This window comes from Streptomyces sp. NPDC048623, assembly GCF_040650755.1.
GTDB lineage: Bacteria > Actinomycetota > Actinomycetes > Streptomycetales > Streptomycetaceae > Streptomyces.
Window position 1 is genome coordinate 142359 of sequence record NZ_JBEZHV010000019.1, and the last position, 13783, is coordinate 156141.

Consider the following 13783-nt stretch of genomic DNA (forward strand, 5'->3'; position numbering starts at 1 on the left):
GTCACCCTGACGAATATGGAGACGCGAGTCCCCCGGACGTATGCCGGGGGACACTGAGACGTCAGAAGATCAGTCCGCAATCGGCAGGTAGAGCCGGTTCCCCTGAGCAGCGAACTCGGCCGACTTGGCCAGCATCCCCGCACGAGCCTCATCGTCGCTGGTCAGAGGGTCGTCGCCGCCGAACTGCTCTGTGATGCTTCTGCTGATCTTCATCGAGCAGAACTTCGGGCCGCACATCGAGCAGAAGTGCGCCGTCTTCGCGGGCTCCGCCGGCAGCGTCTCGTCGTGGAACTCACGGGCCGTGACCGGGTCCATGGCCAGATTGAACTGGTCCTCCCAGCGGAACTCGAAGCGCGCGTCCGACAGGGCGTCGTCCCACTCCTGCGCACCCGGGTGGCCCTTCGCGAGGTCCGCCGCGTGGGCCGCGATCTTGTAGGTGATGACGCCGGTCTTAACGTCGTCCTTGTTCGGCAGGCCGAGGTGCTCCTTGGGCGTGACGTAGCAGAGCATCGCGGTGCCCCACCAGGCGATCATCGCCGCGCCGATGCCCGAGGTGATGTGGTCGTACGCCGGGGCGACGTCCGTGGTCAGCGGGCCGAGCGTGTAGAACGGCGCCTCCTCGCAGATCTCCTGCTGGAGGTCGATGTTCTCCTTGATCTTGTGCATCGGGACATGGCCCGGGCCCTCGATCATCGTCTGCACGTTGTGGCGCTTGGCGATCGTGTTCAGCTCGCCGAGCGTGCGCAGCTCCGCGAACTGCGCCTCGTCGTTGGCGTCCGCGATCGAGCCGGGGCGCAGGCCGTCGCCGAGCGAGTACGTGACGTCGTACGCCGCGAGGATCTCGCAGAGCTCCTCGAAGTTCGTGTAGAGGAAGTTCTCCTTGTGGTGCGCGAGACACCAGGCGGCCATGATCGAGCCGCCGCGCGAGACGATGCCGGTCTTGCGGCGCGCGGTGAGCGGCACGTACGGCAGCAGCACGCCCGCGTGCACCGTCATGTAGTCGACGCCCTGCTCGGCCTGCTCGACGACCGTGTCCTTGTAGATCTCCCAGGTCAGCTCCTCGGCCTTGCCGTCGACCTTCTCCAGGGCCTGGTAGAGCGGCACGGTGCCGATCGGCACGGGGGAGTTGCGCAGCACCCACTCGCGGGTGGTGTGGATGTTGCGGCCGGTGGAGAGGTCCATGACCGTGTCGGCGCCCCACTTGGTCGCCCAGGTCATCTTCTCCACCTCCTCCTCGATGGAGGAGGTCACCGCGGAGTTGCCGATGTTGGCGTTGACCTTCACCAGGAACCGCTTGCCGATGATCATCGGCTCGATCTCCGGGTGGTTGACGTTGGCCGGCAGCACCGCGCGGCCCGCCGCGATCTCCTCCCGTACGACCTCGGGGGAGACGTTCTCGCGGATCGCGACGTACTCCATCTCCGGGGTGATCTCGCCCCGGCGGGCGTACGCGAGCTGCGTCACCGCCTGGCCGGCACGCCCGCGGCGGGGCAGCCGCGGGCGGCCGGGGAAGACCGCGTCGAGGTTCTTCAGCCCGCCGCCGCGCGGCGAGGTGTGCTTGATGCCGTCGTCCTCCGGCCGGACCGGACGGCCCGGGTACTCCTCGGTGTCGCCGCGCGCGATGATCCAGTTCTCGCGGAGCGGCGCCAGGCCGCGGCGCACATCGGTGTCGACGGTGGGGTCGGTGTACGGACCGGACGTGTCGTACAGCGTCACGTCCTTGCCGTTGGTGAGGTGCACCTGGCGGACGGGCACCCGCAGGTCGGGGCGCGACCCCTCGACGTAGCCCTTGTGCCAGCCCGGCGTACGCCCGCCCTGGCTCTGGCCCTGTCCCTCGCTTCGCGGGGTGTTCTGGCCGTCGTTCTGGTCGGAGGCAGGCGTGCGTGCATCGCGAATGGTCATGTGACCGAATCTCCCTACGCCGGCATTACCCGGTAACAGGTTCGGCGGTCGGCGCAGCGATCTTCAGCGCCCTCTCAGCCCGGTGCTCCGAGCTCCCGCGTGTGCAAAGTCGCCACCACGCTAGCGCCCTTCCTGGCGTGCTGAACAGTGGGGCCCGAGACGTTCTTGCGATGATCGGCCGGTGACGTCGACACAGCAGACCCCCGAACCCCACGGCCACGACGGACACGGGGACTCCCACGGGCATCCCCACGGCCACTCCCACGGCCACGGTCCCGCCGCACCCGTCTCCCGCCATCTGCGCAAGGTCATCGCGGCGATCCTCATCCCCTTCGCCACCGCCGTCGCCGTCGGGCTCCTCGTCCTGTGGCCGGGCGGCACGCCCGGCCACCAGCGCACCGGCGTCGGCTTCGACCGGCAGACCGAGCAGGGCACGGTCGTCGCCGTCGAGCACGTCGACTGCAAGGACGTGAACGCCGCCCAGGTCCCGCCGACCGGCGACACCTCCACCCCGCAGGGCCGCGAGGCGGTCAACGGGCAGCAGGGGCAGTGCGCGAAGGCGACGGTCGAGGTGACCACCGGCCCCGACAAGGGCCGGAAGTTCACCGAGATCGTGCAGCCGGACGCGCCACGCCAACTCCACGAGGGGCAGGGCGTGGTGGTGGCGTACGCGCCCGACGCCCCGCGCGACCTGCAGTACTCCGTCACCGACGTGAACCGGAAGGTGCCCATCGCGGTGCTCGCCGGCATCTTCGCGCTCGCCGTCGTGATCGTCGGCCGGATGCGCGGCGTGATGGCGCTGATCGCGCTCGCCATCAGCTTCCTGGTGCTGACGCTCTTCATCCTGCCGGCGATCATCCAGGGCTCGAATCCGCTCCTGGTCGCCATCGTCGGGTCGAGCGCGATCATGCTCATCGCGCTCTACATGTGCCACGGCCTCTCCGCCCGCACCTCGGTCGCCGTGCTCGGCACCCTGGTCTCGCTGCTGCTGATCGGGTTGCTCGGCTCGGTGTTCATCGACTGGGCCGCGCTCAGCGGCAACACGGACGACAACACCGGCCTCATCCACGGGCTCTACCCGGAGATCGACATGTCCGGTCTGCTGCTCGCCGGGATCATCATCGGCTCGCTCGGTGTGCTCGACGACGTGACGGTGACCCAGACCTCCGCGGTCTGGGAACTGCACCAGGCCGACCCGGACATGGGGCCGCGCAGGCTCTACCGCGCGGCGATCCGGATCGGTCGCGACCACATCGCCTCGGTGGTGAACACCCTGGTCCTGGCCTACGCGGGCGCGGCGCTGCCGCTGCTGCTGCTGTTCTCGATCGCGCAGAGCAGCGTGGGGACGGTCGCCAACAGCGAGCTGGTGGCGGAGGAGATCGTCCGGACACTCGTCGGTTCGATCGGCCTGGTCGCCTCGGTGCCGATCACCACCGCTCTCGCGGCGCTCGTCGTCTCGGCGGACCGGCCGGGGACGGAGGCCGAGCCGGCGGGCGGGGGCCGTCGGGGCGGACGTGGTGCCGGGCGCGGCGGGCGCCGGCGGCGCGCCAGGTGACGGCGGGGAGCGGGGGGGCTGAACAGCCCTGCCGTCAGCCCGCGTTCTCCTCCGCGAGGATCCGGCCGAGCGCGGCCTCGAGGTGGTCCTCGAAGTCGCCCAGTGTCCGTTCCTGACCGAGCGGGACGAGTTTGTCCGTACGGTCGAGGAAGGCGACCAGCGGCGGCGCGCTCGCGCGGAACAGGGCGCGGTCGCCGCCGACCTGGAGACGGATCATCACGTCGGAGAGGCCCTCGGGCTCGGTCGGGGAGATGTGCACATCGCCGTCCCCGCTCGGCCGGTTGATCCCGTCGAGCAGCAGCTCCCGGCCGAACGCCCAGGTCACCGGCGCGTCTCCGGGAAGGTGGAACGTCATCCGCACCGCGTAGGGATCGCGGGTCTCGTATCGCAGTTCCACCGGGATCCTGAAGGAGAGCTCCTCGGAGACGAGGAAGCTCATCAAGACCTCGGCCTGAACCGTCTCTCGCATCATGTACCCCGCAGTTGATGAGCAGTTGTGTAAACGCGCTGCTGAAAGCTGTGGTCGAAACGGCCAGGAATGATCCCCCATGGCCCTCTTGACGCAATCGTGCTGTAAGCGCTAGCAGATCACAAGGAGTGATTTTTCAGATACTGATAGAGAACGCAAGGGAACTGAAGAGCCTTCCGATCTCATTCTGTAGCCGCGCGATAGCAGGTAGCAACCGTTCTTCCTGGTGAAGCGGGAGGGAAATCGCCATCGCGGCCGCCGTGGACCCCGCGGTGATGGGGATAGCCGCACAGACTGTGCCGAGCGCATATTCCTGACGCTCCACCAGGGGCTCCATTCGCCCAATAGCGCCCAAACGGTCCAAAAGGGCATGCCGATTACGCACCGTATAGGGAGTGATGGCTTCCACCGGGTGCCGGTCGAGGTGGTCTTGACGACTCCTCAGGTCCAGTTGACTGAGCAGGCACTGCCCGATGGCGTGCGCGTGACCGGTCTCCCGGAAGTCCGCCCACTCCTCCACGGCGGGGATGGCGGGGGTGTCGGCGACGGAGACGAGCTCGATCTCGCCCTCGCGGTAGATGGCGAAGTAGACGGGGGCCCCGATGGAGTCCCGCCAGTGGGCGAGAGAGTCTTCGATCGTGGTGCGACGATTCTGCAGAACCACGCCGCCGATCAGCCGGCCGGCGGCCTCTCCGAAGAGGAACACACCCTTCTCGCGGCGCAGATAGCCCTCGTGCGTCAGGGTGCGGAGCAGGTGGTACGCGGTGGGCAGCGGAAGCCCCGCCTCGCGCGCGAGCTGTTTGGCGGGGGCCCCGTCCTCGTGGGAGCCCACGGCCTCCAGAAGTCTCAGCGCCCGCTGTACCGAACCGATCAGTGTGGGCGGAGCGGGCTGCGAAGCAGTGGCCAAAGGTCACCCCCAGGCGTGTCGACGAGTGCGTCGCACCCGCCCGCGGGGGCCGCCCCCGCGCGCCCGCCGCGGCCTGGGACCGGTGGGGTCCGGTCGCGGACCCGTCCGGGAACAGACGCGATCACGCTGGTCGGTGCGGAGGCCCGCGCCTGTGGTTCCCGGGGCGGCAGAGGAATTCCACTCTAATGGCAGGCTTCGGGGGCCCACCGGGTTTCCACCTGCGCGTTCCCCCGGCCGGGCTAATACCCGGCCGGGCTTTCATACCGTCGGGTAACTCGTTCTACCAGTCACCGCGCGAGTTCGAGGAGGACGTGAACCTGCGCACGAGGTAGATCAGTCCGCCGACCAGCGCCACGAAGATCAACAGCTTGAACAGCAGGCCGACCACGAAGGTCAGGACGCTGGTGATCAGTCCGCCGAAGACGACCAGAGCGATGACGGGTATGGCGACCCACTTCACCCACCACGGCATCCCCGCGAGAATCTCCTTCACCGCCATTGCGCTTACCTCATCTCCGAAGAGTGCGAGCCCGAAGGCTCGGCCACCGGGTCCGTGGGCGCTCCCTGCACCCGACACCTCGATGCTAGGGCCGGGCACCGAGCCCGCGGGGCCCTCCCGGCCCCCGCTCTTCCCTGATCCGCCCCCTAAGGGATGCGGGCGTTCCGGCGCCTCGGGACTCCGGGCTCAAGCCTCCGGCCTCAGGACTCCGGGCTCAGGCCTCCGGGGGCGAGAAGACCACCATGACCCGCAGGTCCTCGGTGATGTGGTGGAACTTGTGCGGCACCCCCGCCGGCACATAGACCACACTGCCCCGCGCCACCTGGGTCGTCTCCGTCCCCACCGTGATCGCCGCCCGGCCGCTCACCACGAAGTACACCTCGTCCTGGCCGTGCGGCTGCTGCGGGTCGAGCTGCCCGGCGTCGAGCGCGTACAGGCCCACCGACATGTTCCGTTCGCGCAGGAACTGGAGATATGCGCCGTCGTTGGCGGCGCGCTCCGCCTCCAACTCGTCGAGTCGGAATGCTTTCATCGCTCGTCAGCCCCTGCCGTCGGCCGGATCGTGTCTGCCACGATCTGACACATGAAGAATTTCGTCGTCAAGACGCTCGCGAACGCGGGCGCGCTCGCCGTGGCCATCTGGCTGCTGGAAGACATCACACTGACCGGTGACAGCACCGCCAAGAAGGCCTGGACCCTCATCCTGGTCGCCCTGGTCTTCGGCCTGGTGAACTTCCTGGTCAAGCCGATCGTGAAGCTGCTCACGTTTCCGCTCTTCATCCTGACCCTCGGTCTGATCACCCTGGTCGTCAACGCGCTCATGCTGCTCCTGACCTCCTGGCTCGCCGACCAGTTCGACCTCAGCTTCCATGTGGAGGGCTTCTGGACCGCCGTGCTCGGCGGCCTGATCATCTCCGTGGTCTCCTGGGCGCTCAACGTCGTGCTCCCCGACGGCGACTGAGGCCCGCCATGACGTACCGCGTGTGTTTCGTCTGCACGGGCAACATCTGCCGCTCCCCGATGGCCGAGCACGTCTTCCGCGCCCGGGTGGCCGAGGCCGGCCTGGACGGCGCGGTGGAGGTGGACAGCGCCGGCACCGGGGGCTGGCACGAGGGCGACGGCGCCGATCCCCGTACCGTCTCCGTCCTCCGGGAGAACGGTTACGGCTCCGAGCACACCGCCCGGCAGTTCCGCGCCTCCTGGTTCCCCGCGCTCGACCTGGTCATAGCCCTCGACGAGGGGCACGCGCGGGAGCTGCGACGGCTCGCGCCCACGCCCGAGGACGCCGCCAAGGTGCGGCTGCTGCGCTCCTACGACCCCGGGCTCGCCTCCGCAGGGGGCGCCGATCTCGACGTACCGGACCCCTATTACGGTGATCTGGGCGGCTTCGAGGAGTGCCTGGAGATGGTGGAGGCGGCGAGTGAGGGTCTGCTCGCCGCCGTGCGCGAGGAAGTGAAGGAGCGGACGGCATGAGCGGCGACGCGACCCGCGGTGCGGGCGACCGGACCGGCGACGGAATCGACTGCCTGACCGATGACCGGACCGGTGGCGGAATCGGCGACGGCACCCGGGCGGTACGGGCGGGGCTGCCCGAGCCCGTGAAGTACGAGCCCACCCTGCCCGGCCCGGTCTTCGCGGCCCACTTCCACCTGCCCGGCGAGCCGACCGGCCCGTACACCTACGGCCGGGACGAGAACCCGACCTGGACCCATCTGGAACGCGCCATCGGCGAGCTGGAGGCACCCGGGGAGAGCGGCGTCGAGACGCTGGTCTTCGCGTCCGGCATGGCCGCCATCTCCGCCGTCCTGTTCTCCCAGCTGAAGGCGGGCGACGTGGTCGTCGTCCCCTCCGACGGCTACCAGGCCCTGCCGCTGGCACACGAGCAGCTGCGGGCGTACGGCGTCGAGGTGCGCTCCGCGCCGACCGGCGGCGACGCCCAGCTGTCCGTCCTGGCCGGGGCGAAGCTGCTGTGGATCGAGACGCCGTCCAACCCCGGGCTCGACGTGTGCGACCTGCGGCGCATGGTCGCCGCCGCGCACGAGGCCGGGGCGCTGGTCGCCGTCGACAACACCCTGTCCACCCCGCTCGGCCAGCGGCCGCTCCAGCTGGGCGCCGACTTCTCCGTGGCCAGCGACACCAAGGGCATGTCCGGGCACGGCGACCTCCTGCTCGGCCACGTCGCCTGCCGCGACCCCGAGCGGGCCGCCGAGGTGCGGCGCTGGCGCAAGATCGTCGGCGCCATCCCGGGCCCCATGGAGGCCTGGCTGGCGCACCGCTCTCTGGCCACCCTCCAGCTGCGGATCGACCGGCAGTGCGGCACCGCGCTCACCCTCGCCGAGGCCCTCTCCGGGCATCGGCACGTGACCGGACTGCGCTACCCGGGGCTGCCCGACGACCCCTCGCACGAGGTGGCCGCCCGCCAGATGCGGCGCTTCGGCTCCGTCATCTCCTTCGAGCTGCCGGACCGCGCGTGGGCCGAGCACTTCCTGGGCGCGCTGCGCCTGGTCGAGGAGGCGACCAGCTTCGGCGGCGTGCGGTCCACCGCCGAGCGGCGCGGCCGCTGGGGCGGCGACGCGGTGCCGGAGGGCTTCATCCGCTTCTCCGTCGGCGCGGAGGACCCGGAGGACCTCATCGCGGACGTGCTGCGGGCCCTCGACGAGACGGCCAAGACGCTCGGCTGACGCCACAGGGGCGCTCCGAGCCTCCCCCCTCGTGGCTCGGAACGCCCCTGTTCCCGGCGGTTTCCTTTTCGGACATCCGCCCGGACAAGGCTAATTGACTCTGTGTCAGTGTCCAATCACGGTAGCGACAGGAAGCTATCGACTTATTTATAGTTGGACGGTTCAGTCGAACGGACACAGGTGCCGGGAGGGTGCGGACATGGATCTGACCCTGCTGCGCACGTTCGTCATGGTGCACCGGGCCGGTTCCTTCACCCGCGCCGCCGCGCTCCTCGGCCTCTCCCAGCCGGCCGTCACCAGCCAGATCCGCAGCCTGGAACGCCAGCTCGGCCGGCCGCTGTTCCTCAGACAGGCCCGTGGGGTCACCCCCACCACCGTCGGCGACGAGCTCGCCCACCGCGCCGCCCCGCACCTCGACGCCCTGGTCGAGATCACCGAGTCCGGCCTGGACGAGCGGACCGGGGTCCGCACCCTGCATGTGGCCGGTCCGCCCGAGTTCGTCTCGGCCCGGGTGCTGCCCGCCCTGACTCCGCTGGTCGTCCGGGGACTCGCGGTCCGCTCCTCCCTCCTGGGCAGCACGGAGGAGATCCTGGACGGCCTCGCCGCCGGCCACCACGATCTGGCCGTCGCCACCGCCCGGCCCCGGGGCGGTCTCTTCACCGCCACCCCGCTCTGCGACGAGGAGCATGTGCTCGTCGCGGCCCCGCGCTGGGCCGCCCGGCTCTCCCCCGGGGTGCTGCCGCGCAGCGGCGCCGTCGTCCTGGAGCAGCTGCCGGTGGTCGAGGTGCACGAGTCGCTGCCGTTCGTCGCCCGCTACTGGGCGGCCGTCTTCGAGTCCAAGCCGGCCGCCGCCGCCACCGTGATCGCGCCCGATCTGCGGGCCGTACGGGATTCCGCCGTCTCGGGCGCGGGCCTGGCGGTGCTGCCCCGCTATCTGTGCGAGGAGGAGCTGGCGAGCGGGCGGCTGGTCGCGCTGCTCGACCCTCCGGTGCCTCCGCTGCGCACCTATTTCCTCGTCATCCGCACCGGCACGCTCGCCCTGCCGCACCTCGCGCGCGCCCATGAGCGGCTGCTGAGTGCCGCGGGGGACTGGTGAGCGGGGAAGGACCGGTGAGTGGGGACCGGTGAGTTTCGGGGCGGGCGTTTCAGGACAGCGGGGACGGGCCATTTTCTTCCCATGACCGAACGACCCGTGGTCAAGCGCACCGCACGCGCCATCCTGCTCGACGGGGACGACCTGATCCTCATCAAGCGCACCAAGCCGGGAGTGGACCCGTACTGGGTGACGCCCGGTGGCGGGGTCGAGCCCACCGACTCGACCGTCGTCGAGGCCCTGCACCGAGAGGTCCACGAGGAGCTCGGCGCCAAGATCACCGATGTGGTCCCCTGCTTCGTCGACACCGTCGAGCACATCGTGGACGGCGGGGTCTCCGGGGTGAAGGTCCAGCACTTCTTCGTGTGCCGCCTGGAGTCCATGGACACCTCGCAGCGGCACGGTCCGGAGATCGACGAACCGCTGGGCGAGTACGAGATCGTCCGCGTGCCCTTCAGCCGCGTCGGCATCGCCGCCGTCCATCTCGTCCCGCTCTCGCTGCGCCACTATCTGGACGGCAACATCGAGGGTGTCCGGGCGATGCACGCGCCCGACCTGGGCTGAGTCTCCTCGACTCCTCCTCGTCTCCTCCTGTGCCCCTCCGCCGGATCCGCTCCGCCGGGTCCGCTCCGCCGGGTCCGCGCTCGGAAGCCCGCGGCCGGGAAGCACGCGGCTAGGACGCGTGGGCGAACTCGCCCAGGTAGTCGTGGCGGATCCGGTCGGAGGGGATGCCGGCGCCCTTCAGGGCGTCCACCCCGCTGCGGATCATGCCGAGCGGCCCCGAGAGATAGGCGTCGTACTCGGCCCACGGCCCGTAGCGGCGCACCGCGTCCGTCAGCCGTCCCTCCGCCTCGGTGACCGGACGGACGGCGAGCCAGGGGAAGGTCCGCTGGAGCCGCATCATCGTGTCGATGTCGTAGAGGTCGTGGCCGCTGCGGGCGCCGTAGAAGACCTCGACCGGGCGCCGGTCCCCGTGCTCGGCGACATCCTCGACCAGCGCCTTGATCGGCGCGATCCCGGTGCCGCCACCGAGGCAGAGCAGCCCGTTGTCGCGGGAGTGGTCGACGGTCATCGAGCCCGCGGGCGGGCCGAGCCGCAGCACGTCCCCGGGGCGGGCCCGGTGCACCAGCGCGTTGGACACCCAACCCGCCGGCACCGCCTTCACATGCAGAGAGAGCAGCCCGTCGGGCCGGGGCGCGGAGGCGAAGGAGTAGTGCCGCCAGACCCGGGGCCACCAGGGTGTCTCCAGCGTCGTGTACTGCCCGGCCAGGAACGGGTAGGGCAGGTCGGGCCGGAGCGTGATCACGGCGACGTCGGGGGTCCGCAGATCGTGGGTGACCACCTCGGCCTGCCACCAGGGCGGCGCATGGCTCTCGTTCTCGGCGGCGGCGTCGATCATGATCTGCGAGATCGTCGTGTACGTACGCACCCACGCGGCCTCGGTGTCCTTGTCCCAGCCGCTGCCCGCATAGCGCTCCAGGGCACCGATCAGGGCCTCGCCGACGGCCGGGTAGTGCTCGGCCCGCGTGCCGTACTTCCGGTGCCCGCGCCCGAGGCCGCGCAGGTATTCGGTGAGCACCGGGGTGTTGTCGAGGTGCTCGGCCGCCGTGAGCAGGGCCTTGAGGAGCCGGTCCCGCTGGGCGTCCATGGCGGCGGGGAACATCGCGCGCAGATCGGGGAGCCGGGTGAAGAGCAGCGCGTAGAAGTACGAGGTGACCCGGTCCGCCATCGGCTCGATCTCAGCGAGCGTGCGCCGGACGACAACCGCGTCGGCCGAGGTCCCGGCCGAGATCTCAGCCGTGGTCTCGGCCCGGGCCGAGACCTCGTTGAACGTTTCAGCAGGTGCCGGTGGCACGGCTGCCATGCGGGGCGGTGCACCCGTGGCCGCAGCCGGAACATCCGTCATGTCCTTGCCTCTCCGCAGTCGGCCGCTGTGTTCGCAGAATGGCAGTCCGGTGGGGAGGGCGGACAGAAAGTGGGATTCCCGGTGATTCGCCCCGCGCGGAGGACTAGGCTGCACCCTTTCGCACCAATGCGTAGGCCTCGCGCAGATCGCCACCCGTATAGCGATGCCGGGCCAGCCCGGCGAGGTGATGGTCGGCGTTCACGGCCACGGTCTCGGGCACGATCGCGAACAGCTCGGCGTCGGACATCGAGTCGCCGTAGGCCACACAGTCGGCCGGCTCGACGCCGAAGCGGGCACAGAGCTCCCCGGCGATCCGCACCTTCGCCGAGGCGTTGAGGATGCCGGGGCGGTCGACCGGCTCGGTGAAGGGCACGGCGGGCCAGCGGGAGCCATGGGCCGCGTCGAGGCCCCACGCGAGGAGGCGTTCGACGAAGAAGTCGGGCGAGAGCGAGATGACCGCGCAGTGGCCGCCCTCGTCGCGGATCTCGGCCCAGACCTCCCGGATGCCGGTCAGCCACGGCGCCTGTTCGAAGGCCGCGGTCACCTGTTCCGGGGTGAGCTCCGCCCAGAGCGCCCGGGCCTGGACGGCGAACTCGTCCGGGGCCATCCCCCGCAGCAGGAAGTCCTGCTCCAGCTGCTCGATCTCCCGGCTCAGCCCGAGCTGCCGGGAGATCTCCACCGCGGCTGCCGAGCCACGGATCAGCGTGCCGTCCAGATCGAAGAGATGCAGCCGCCGGCCGCGCGGGGTCGTCATGTACGCCGAGGCTAGTACGCCGGCTCACTCCCACGGGCAGACACGGGACCTCGCCGTCGTTCGGCACCGTGTTTCACGTGAAACAACTCCAGCGGCCCGTACGGCGGGTTCTCATAAAGCGGTGGACGGGCCGTCGCCGGGTCGGACAGCCTGATCACCATGCCCCTCTCTCTTCCCTCGCTCGACCAGCTTCCGATCCGCCACCTCGGCCCCGACGACCTCCTCGCGTGCGCCGACCTCTCGGAGAACCGGGGGTGGGCCCGGGAGGAGCACAAGTGGGGACTGCTGCTCGCGGCCGGGGTGGGGTACGGCATCGACGACCCGTCCGGCGAGGGGCTGCTCGCCGGCTGCGTGGTCACCTCGTACGGCCCCGGGCTCGCCGCGATCGGCATGGTCCTGGTCGCCGAACGGTACGCCCGCCAGGGCGTCGGGCGGCGTCTGATGCGCCATGTCCTCGCGGAGGCCGGCGACACCCCACTCAGCCTGTACGCCACGCGCAACGGACAGCCGCTCTACGAGGAGCTGGGCTTCACCGAGGTCGGCCGGTCGGAGATGCTCCTGGGCCGCTTCACCGGGAGCGAGCCCGCACCCGAGCGCGCCGTCCGCCCCGCCACCGCCGAGGACCTCCAGCACGTGCTGCGCCTCGACCACGAGATCTTCGGCCTCGACCGCACCCACCTCATCACCCGGCTGCCGGCCTTCGCCGACCAGCTGCGGATCGCGGAGCAGGACGGGGAGATCACCGGCTTCGCCGCGCTCTGGCCCAACATGGACACCCATGTCGTCGGCCCGCTGATCGCCCGCGACCCGGCCACCGCCCAGGCCCTGATCGCCTCCCTGGCCGCCACCACCGACCGCCCGCTGCGCACGGACATCGACACCGGCCACACCGGTCTGGTGACCTGGCTGAAGGCCAATGGCCTGGAGCAGCTCACCACCACGGCCATCATGATCCGCTCGCGCCCCGACCTGCCGGGCGACTGGAACCGCCGCTTCGCCCCGCTGACCGTCGCGGCGGGCTGAGCAGGGGCCCGCAGGGCGAGATTGATTGCACACGCGGCTTTTTGCGTTTCATCGTCTACCCTGGTAAGGAGCCGGAGACCTGCTGGGCCCCGGCCGTGTCCGACCGAGGAAGCGAGGAGCGCACATGACCGCGACGGACCCCGCCCTGACGGCCCTCTCCCAGGGCTGGTGCGCGCTTTCCCTGCTGCACGGCCGGATCGAGTCGCACATCGAGCGCGCCCTGGAGGCCGGGCACGGTCTGAGCGTCCGCGAGTACTCGCTCCTCGACGTCCTCAGCCGCCAGCACGACGGCCCCGGCGGACACCTCCAGATGAAGCAGGTCGCCGACGCCGTGGTGCTCAGCCAGAGCGCGACCACCCGGCTCGTCACCCGCCTTGAGGACCGCGGTCTGCTGACCCGCTATCTGTGTGCCACCGACCGGCGCGGGATCTACACCGATGTCACCGAGGCCGGCCAGAAGCTCCTCGACGAGGCCCGCCCCACCAACGACACCGCACTGCGCGAGGCCCTGGACGCCGCCGCCCTGAACCCGGAGCTGGCCCCGTTCGTGCGGGTCGTCGAAGGCCTCAGCGTTCCCGCCTGAGTCCCGCGGGCAGCCCCTACCCTGCCCTCATGAGCGATCTTGAGATCCGGCCCGCCCGACGGGACGACCTGCCCGCCATCGTCGCCATGCTCGCCGACGACCCGCTGGGCGCCCAGCGCGAGTCACCCGACGACCTCACGCCGTACACGACCGCGTTCGACCGGCTGGCCGGAGATCCCCACCAGCATCTGGTCGTCGCCGAACGCGCGGGCCGGGTCGTCGGCACCCTTCAGCTGACCTCCGACGTCAGCCGCACCGACGCCCATCGCTTCTACGAGCGCCTCGGCTTCGAGCCCTCGCACATCGGCTTCAAGCGGAGCCTGTGACGTCTGTCGAGCGCTCACCGGCCGTGGGGGGGGGGGGGGGGGGGTGAGCAGGCCACCCGCCCCCCCCCCCCCCCCCCCCAACCCA

Annotated in this window: 16 protein-coding genes and 1 riboswitch; of the genes, 9 read left to right on the forward strand and 7 right to left on the reverse strand. The window is 70.6% G+C overall.

Going from position 1 to position 13783, the window contains the following annotated elements:
• Positions 1-69 precede the first annotated feature (69 nt).
• The gene (gene thiC, locus AB0C73_RS25655) at positions 70-1902 is read right to left on the reverse strand and encodes a phosphomethylpyrimidine synthase ThiC (protein ID WP_362534346.1); all 1833 of its coding nucleotides are present in this window, start codon (positions 1900-1902) and stop codon (positions 70-72) included.
• A riboswitch (TPP riboswitch) is annotated at positions 1897-2011 on the reverse strand. It overlaps the preceding gene by 6 nt.
• 72 nt (positions 2012-2083) lie before the next feature.
• On the opposite strand from thiC, the gene AB0C73_RS25660 reads away from it, so the two are divergent.
• Entirely contained in the window at positions 2084-3457 is a 1374-nt protein-coding gene (locus AB0C73_RS25660; RefSeq protein WP_362534348.1) for a YibE/F family protein, read from the forward strand.
• A gap of 34 nt (positions 3458-3491) precedes the next feature.
• On the opposite strand, the gene AB0C73_RS25665 is transcribed toward AB0C73_RS25660, so the two are convergent.
• The 4 genes from AB0C73_RS25665 to AB0C73_RS25680 all read right to left on the reverse strand — a co-directional run bounded on the left by AB0C73_RS25665 (position 3492) and on the right by AB0C73_RS25680 (position 5864).
• Positions 3492-3926 (reverse strand): SsgA family sporulation/cell division regulator, encoded by a 435-nt coding sequence (locus tag AB0C73_RS25665; protein ID WP_362534349.1) that lies wholly within the window; start codon positions 3924-3926, stop codon positions 3492-3494.
• A gap of 136 nt (positions 3927-4062) precedes the next feature.
• Positions 4063-4833, reverse strand: coding sequence for a helix-turn-helix domain-containing protein (locus tag AB0C73_RS25670; RefSeq protein WP_362534351.1), 771 nt, complete (start codon positions 4831-4833; stop codon positions 4063-4065).
• 280 nt (positions 4834-5113) lie between these two features.
• The gene (locus AB0C73_RS25675; RefSeq protein ID WP_362534354.1) at positions 5114-5332 is read right to left on the reverse strand and encodes a DUF5326 family protein; all 219 of its coding nucleotides are present in this window, start codon (positions 5330-5332) and stop codon (positions 5114-5116) included.
• A gap of 214 nt (positions 5333-5546) precedes the next feature.
• A complete protein-coding gene (locus AB0C73_RS25680) occupies positions 5547-5864 on the reverse strand; it encodes a cupin domain-containing protein (protein ID WP_362534356.1) in 318 nt (105 codons plus the stop codon).
• Positions 5865-5915: 51 nt separating this feature from the next.
• On the opposite strand from AB0C73_RS25680, the gene AB0C73_RS25685 reads away from it, so the two are divergent.
• The 5 genes from AB0C73_RS25685 (at position 5916) to AB0C73_RS25705 (ending at position 9670) form a co-directional block, all read left to right on the forward strand.
• Positions 5916-6293: a phage holin family protein gene (locus AB0C73_RS25685; protein WP_362534359.1), complete on the forward strand. Its 378-nt coding sequence runs from the start codon at positions 5916-5918 to the stop codon at positions 6291-6293.
• An 8-nt stretch (positions 6294-6301) separates the two neighbouring features.
• A complete protein-coding gene (locus AB0C73_RS25690) occupies positions 6302-6805 on the forward strand; it encodes a low molecular weight protein-tyrosine-phosphatase (protein ID WP_362534361.1) in 504 nt (167 codons plus the stop codon).
• Positions 6802-8013: a cystathionine gamma-lyase gene (locus AB0C73_RS25695; RefSeq protein WP_362534364.1), complete on the forward strand. Its 1212-nt coding sequence runs from the start codon at positions 6802-6804 to the stop codon at positions 8011-8013. The genes AB0C73_RS25690 and AB0C73_RS25695 overlap by 4 nt, the downstream gene beginning before the upstream one ends.
• 199 nt (positions 8014-8212) lie before the next feature.
• The gene (locus AB0C73_RS25700) at positions 8213-9109 is read left to right on the forward strand and encodes a LysR family transcriptional regulator (protein WP_362534367.1); all 897 of its coding nucleotides are present in this window, start codon (positions 8213-8215) and stop codon (positions 9107-9109) included.
• A gap of 81 nt (positions 9110-9190) precedes the next feature.
• A complete protein-coding gene (locus AB0C73_RS25705) occupies positions 9191-9670 on the forward strand; it encodes an NUDIX hydrolase (protein WP_362534370.1) in 480 nt (159 codons plus the stop codon).
• Positions 9671-9779: 109 nt separating this feature from the next.
• On the opposite strand, the gene AB0C73_RS25710 is transcribed toward AB0C73_RS25705, so the two are convergent.
• Together AB0C73_RS25710 and AB0C73_RS25715 are read right to left on the reverse strand one after the other, a co-directional pair.
• Positions 9780-11012 carry a globin domain-containing protein gene (locus AB0C73_RS25710; protein ID WP_362534373.1) on the reverse strand — a complete coding sequence of 411 codons (1233 nt, stop codon included), beginning with the start codon at positions 11010-11012 and terminating at the stop codon, positions 9780-9782.
• Positions 11013-11115: 103 nt separating this feature from the next.
• Complete coding sequence (locus AB0C73_RS25715; protein ID WP_362534376.1) at positions 11116-11766, reverse strand: HAD-IB family phosphatase; 651 nt, start codon at positions 11764-11766, stop codon at positions 11116-11118.
• Between the two features lie 159 nt (positions 11767-11925).
• On the opposite strand from AB0C73_RS25715, the gene AB0C73_RS25720 reads away from it, so the two are divergent.
• From AB0C73_RS25720 to AB0C73_RS25730, 3 genes are all read left to right on the forward strand, one after another.
• On the forward strand, positions 11926-12789 hold the full coding sequence (locus tag AB0C73_RS25720) for a GNAT family N-acetyltransferase (protein ID WP_362534378.1): 864 nt from the start codon (positions 11926-11928) through the stop codon (positions 12787-12789).
• A gap of 124 nt (positions 12790-12913) precedes the next feature.
• Complete coding sequence (locus AB0C73_RS25725) at positions 12914-13372, forward strand: MarR family transcriptional regulator (RefSeq protein ID WP_362534380.1); 459 nt, start codon at positions 12914-12916, stop codon at positions 13370-13372.
• 29 nt (positions 13373-13401) lie between these two features.
• Positions 13402-13698 (forward strand): hypothetical protein, encoded by a 297-nt coding sequence (locus AB0C73_RS25730; protein ID WP_362534383.1) that lies wholly within the window; start codon positions 13402-13404, stop codon positions 13696-13698.
• Positions 13699-13783: the final 85 nt, after the last annotated feature.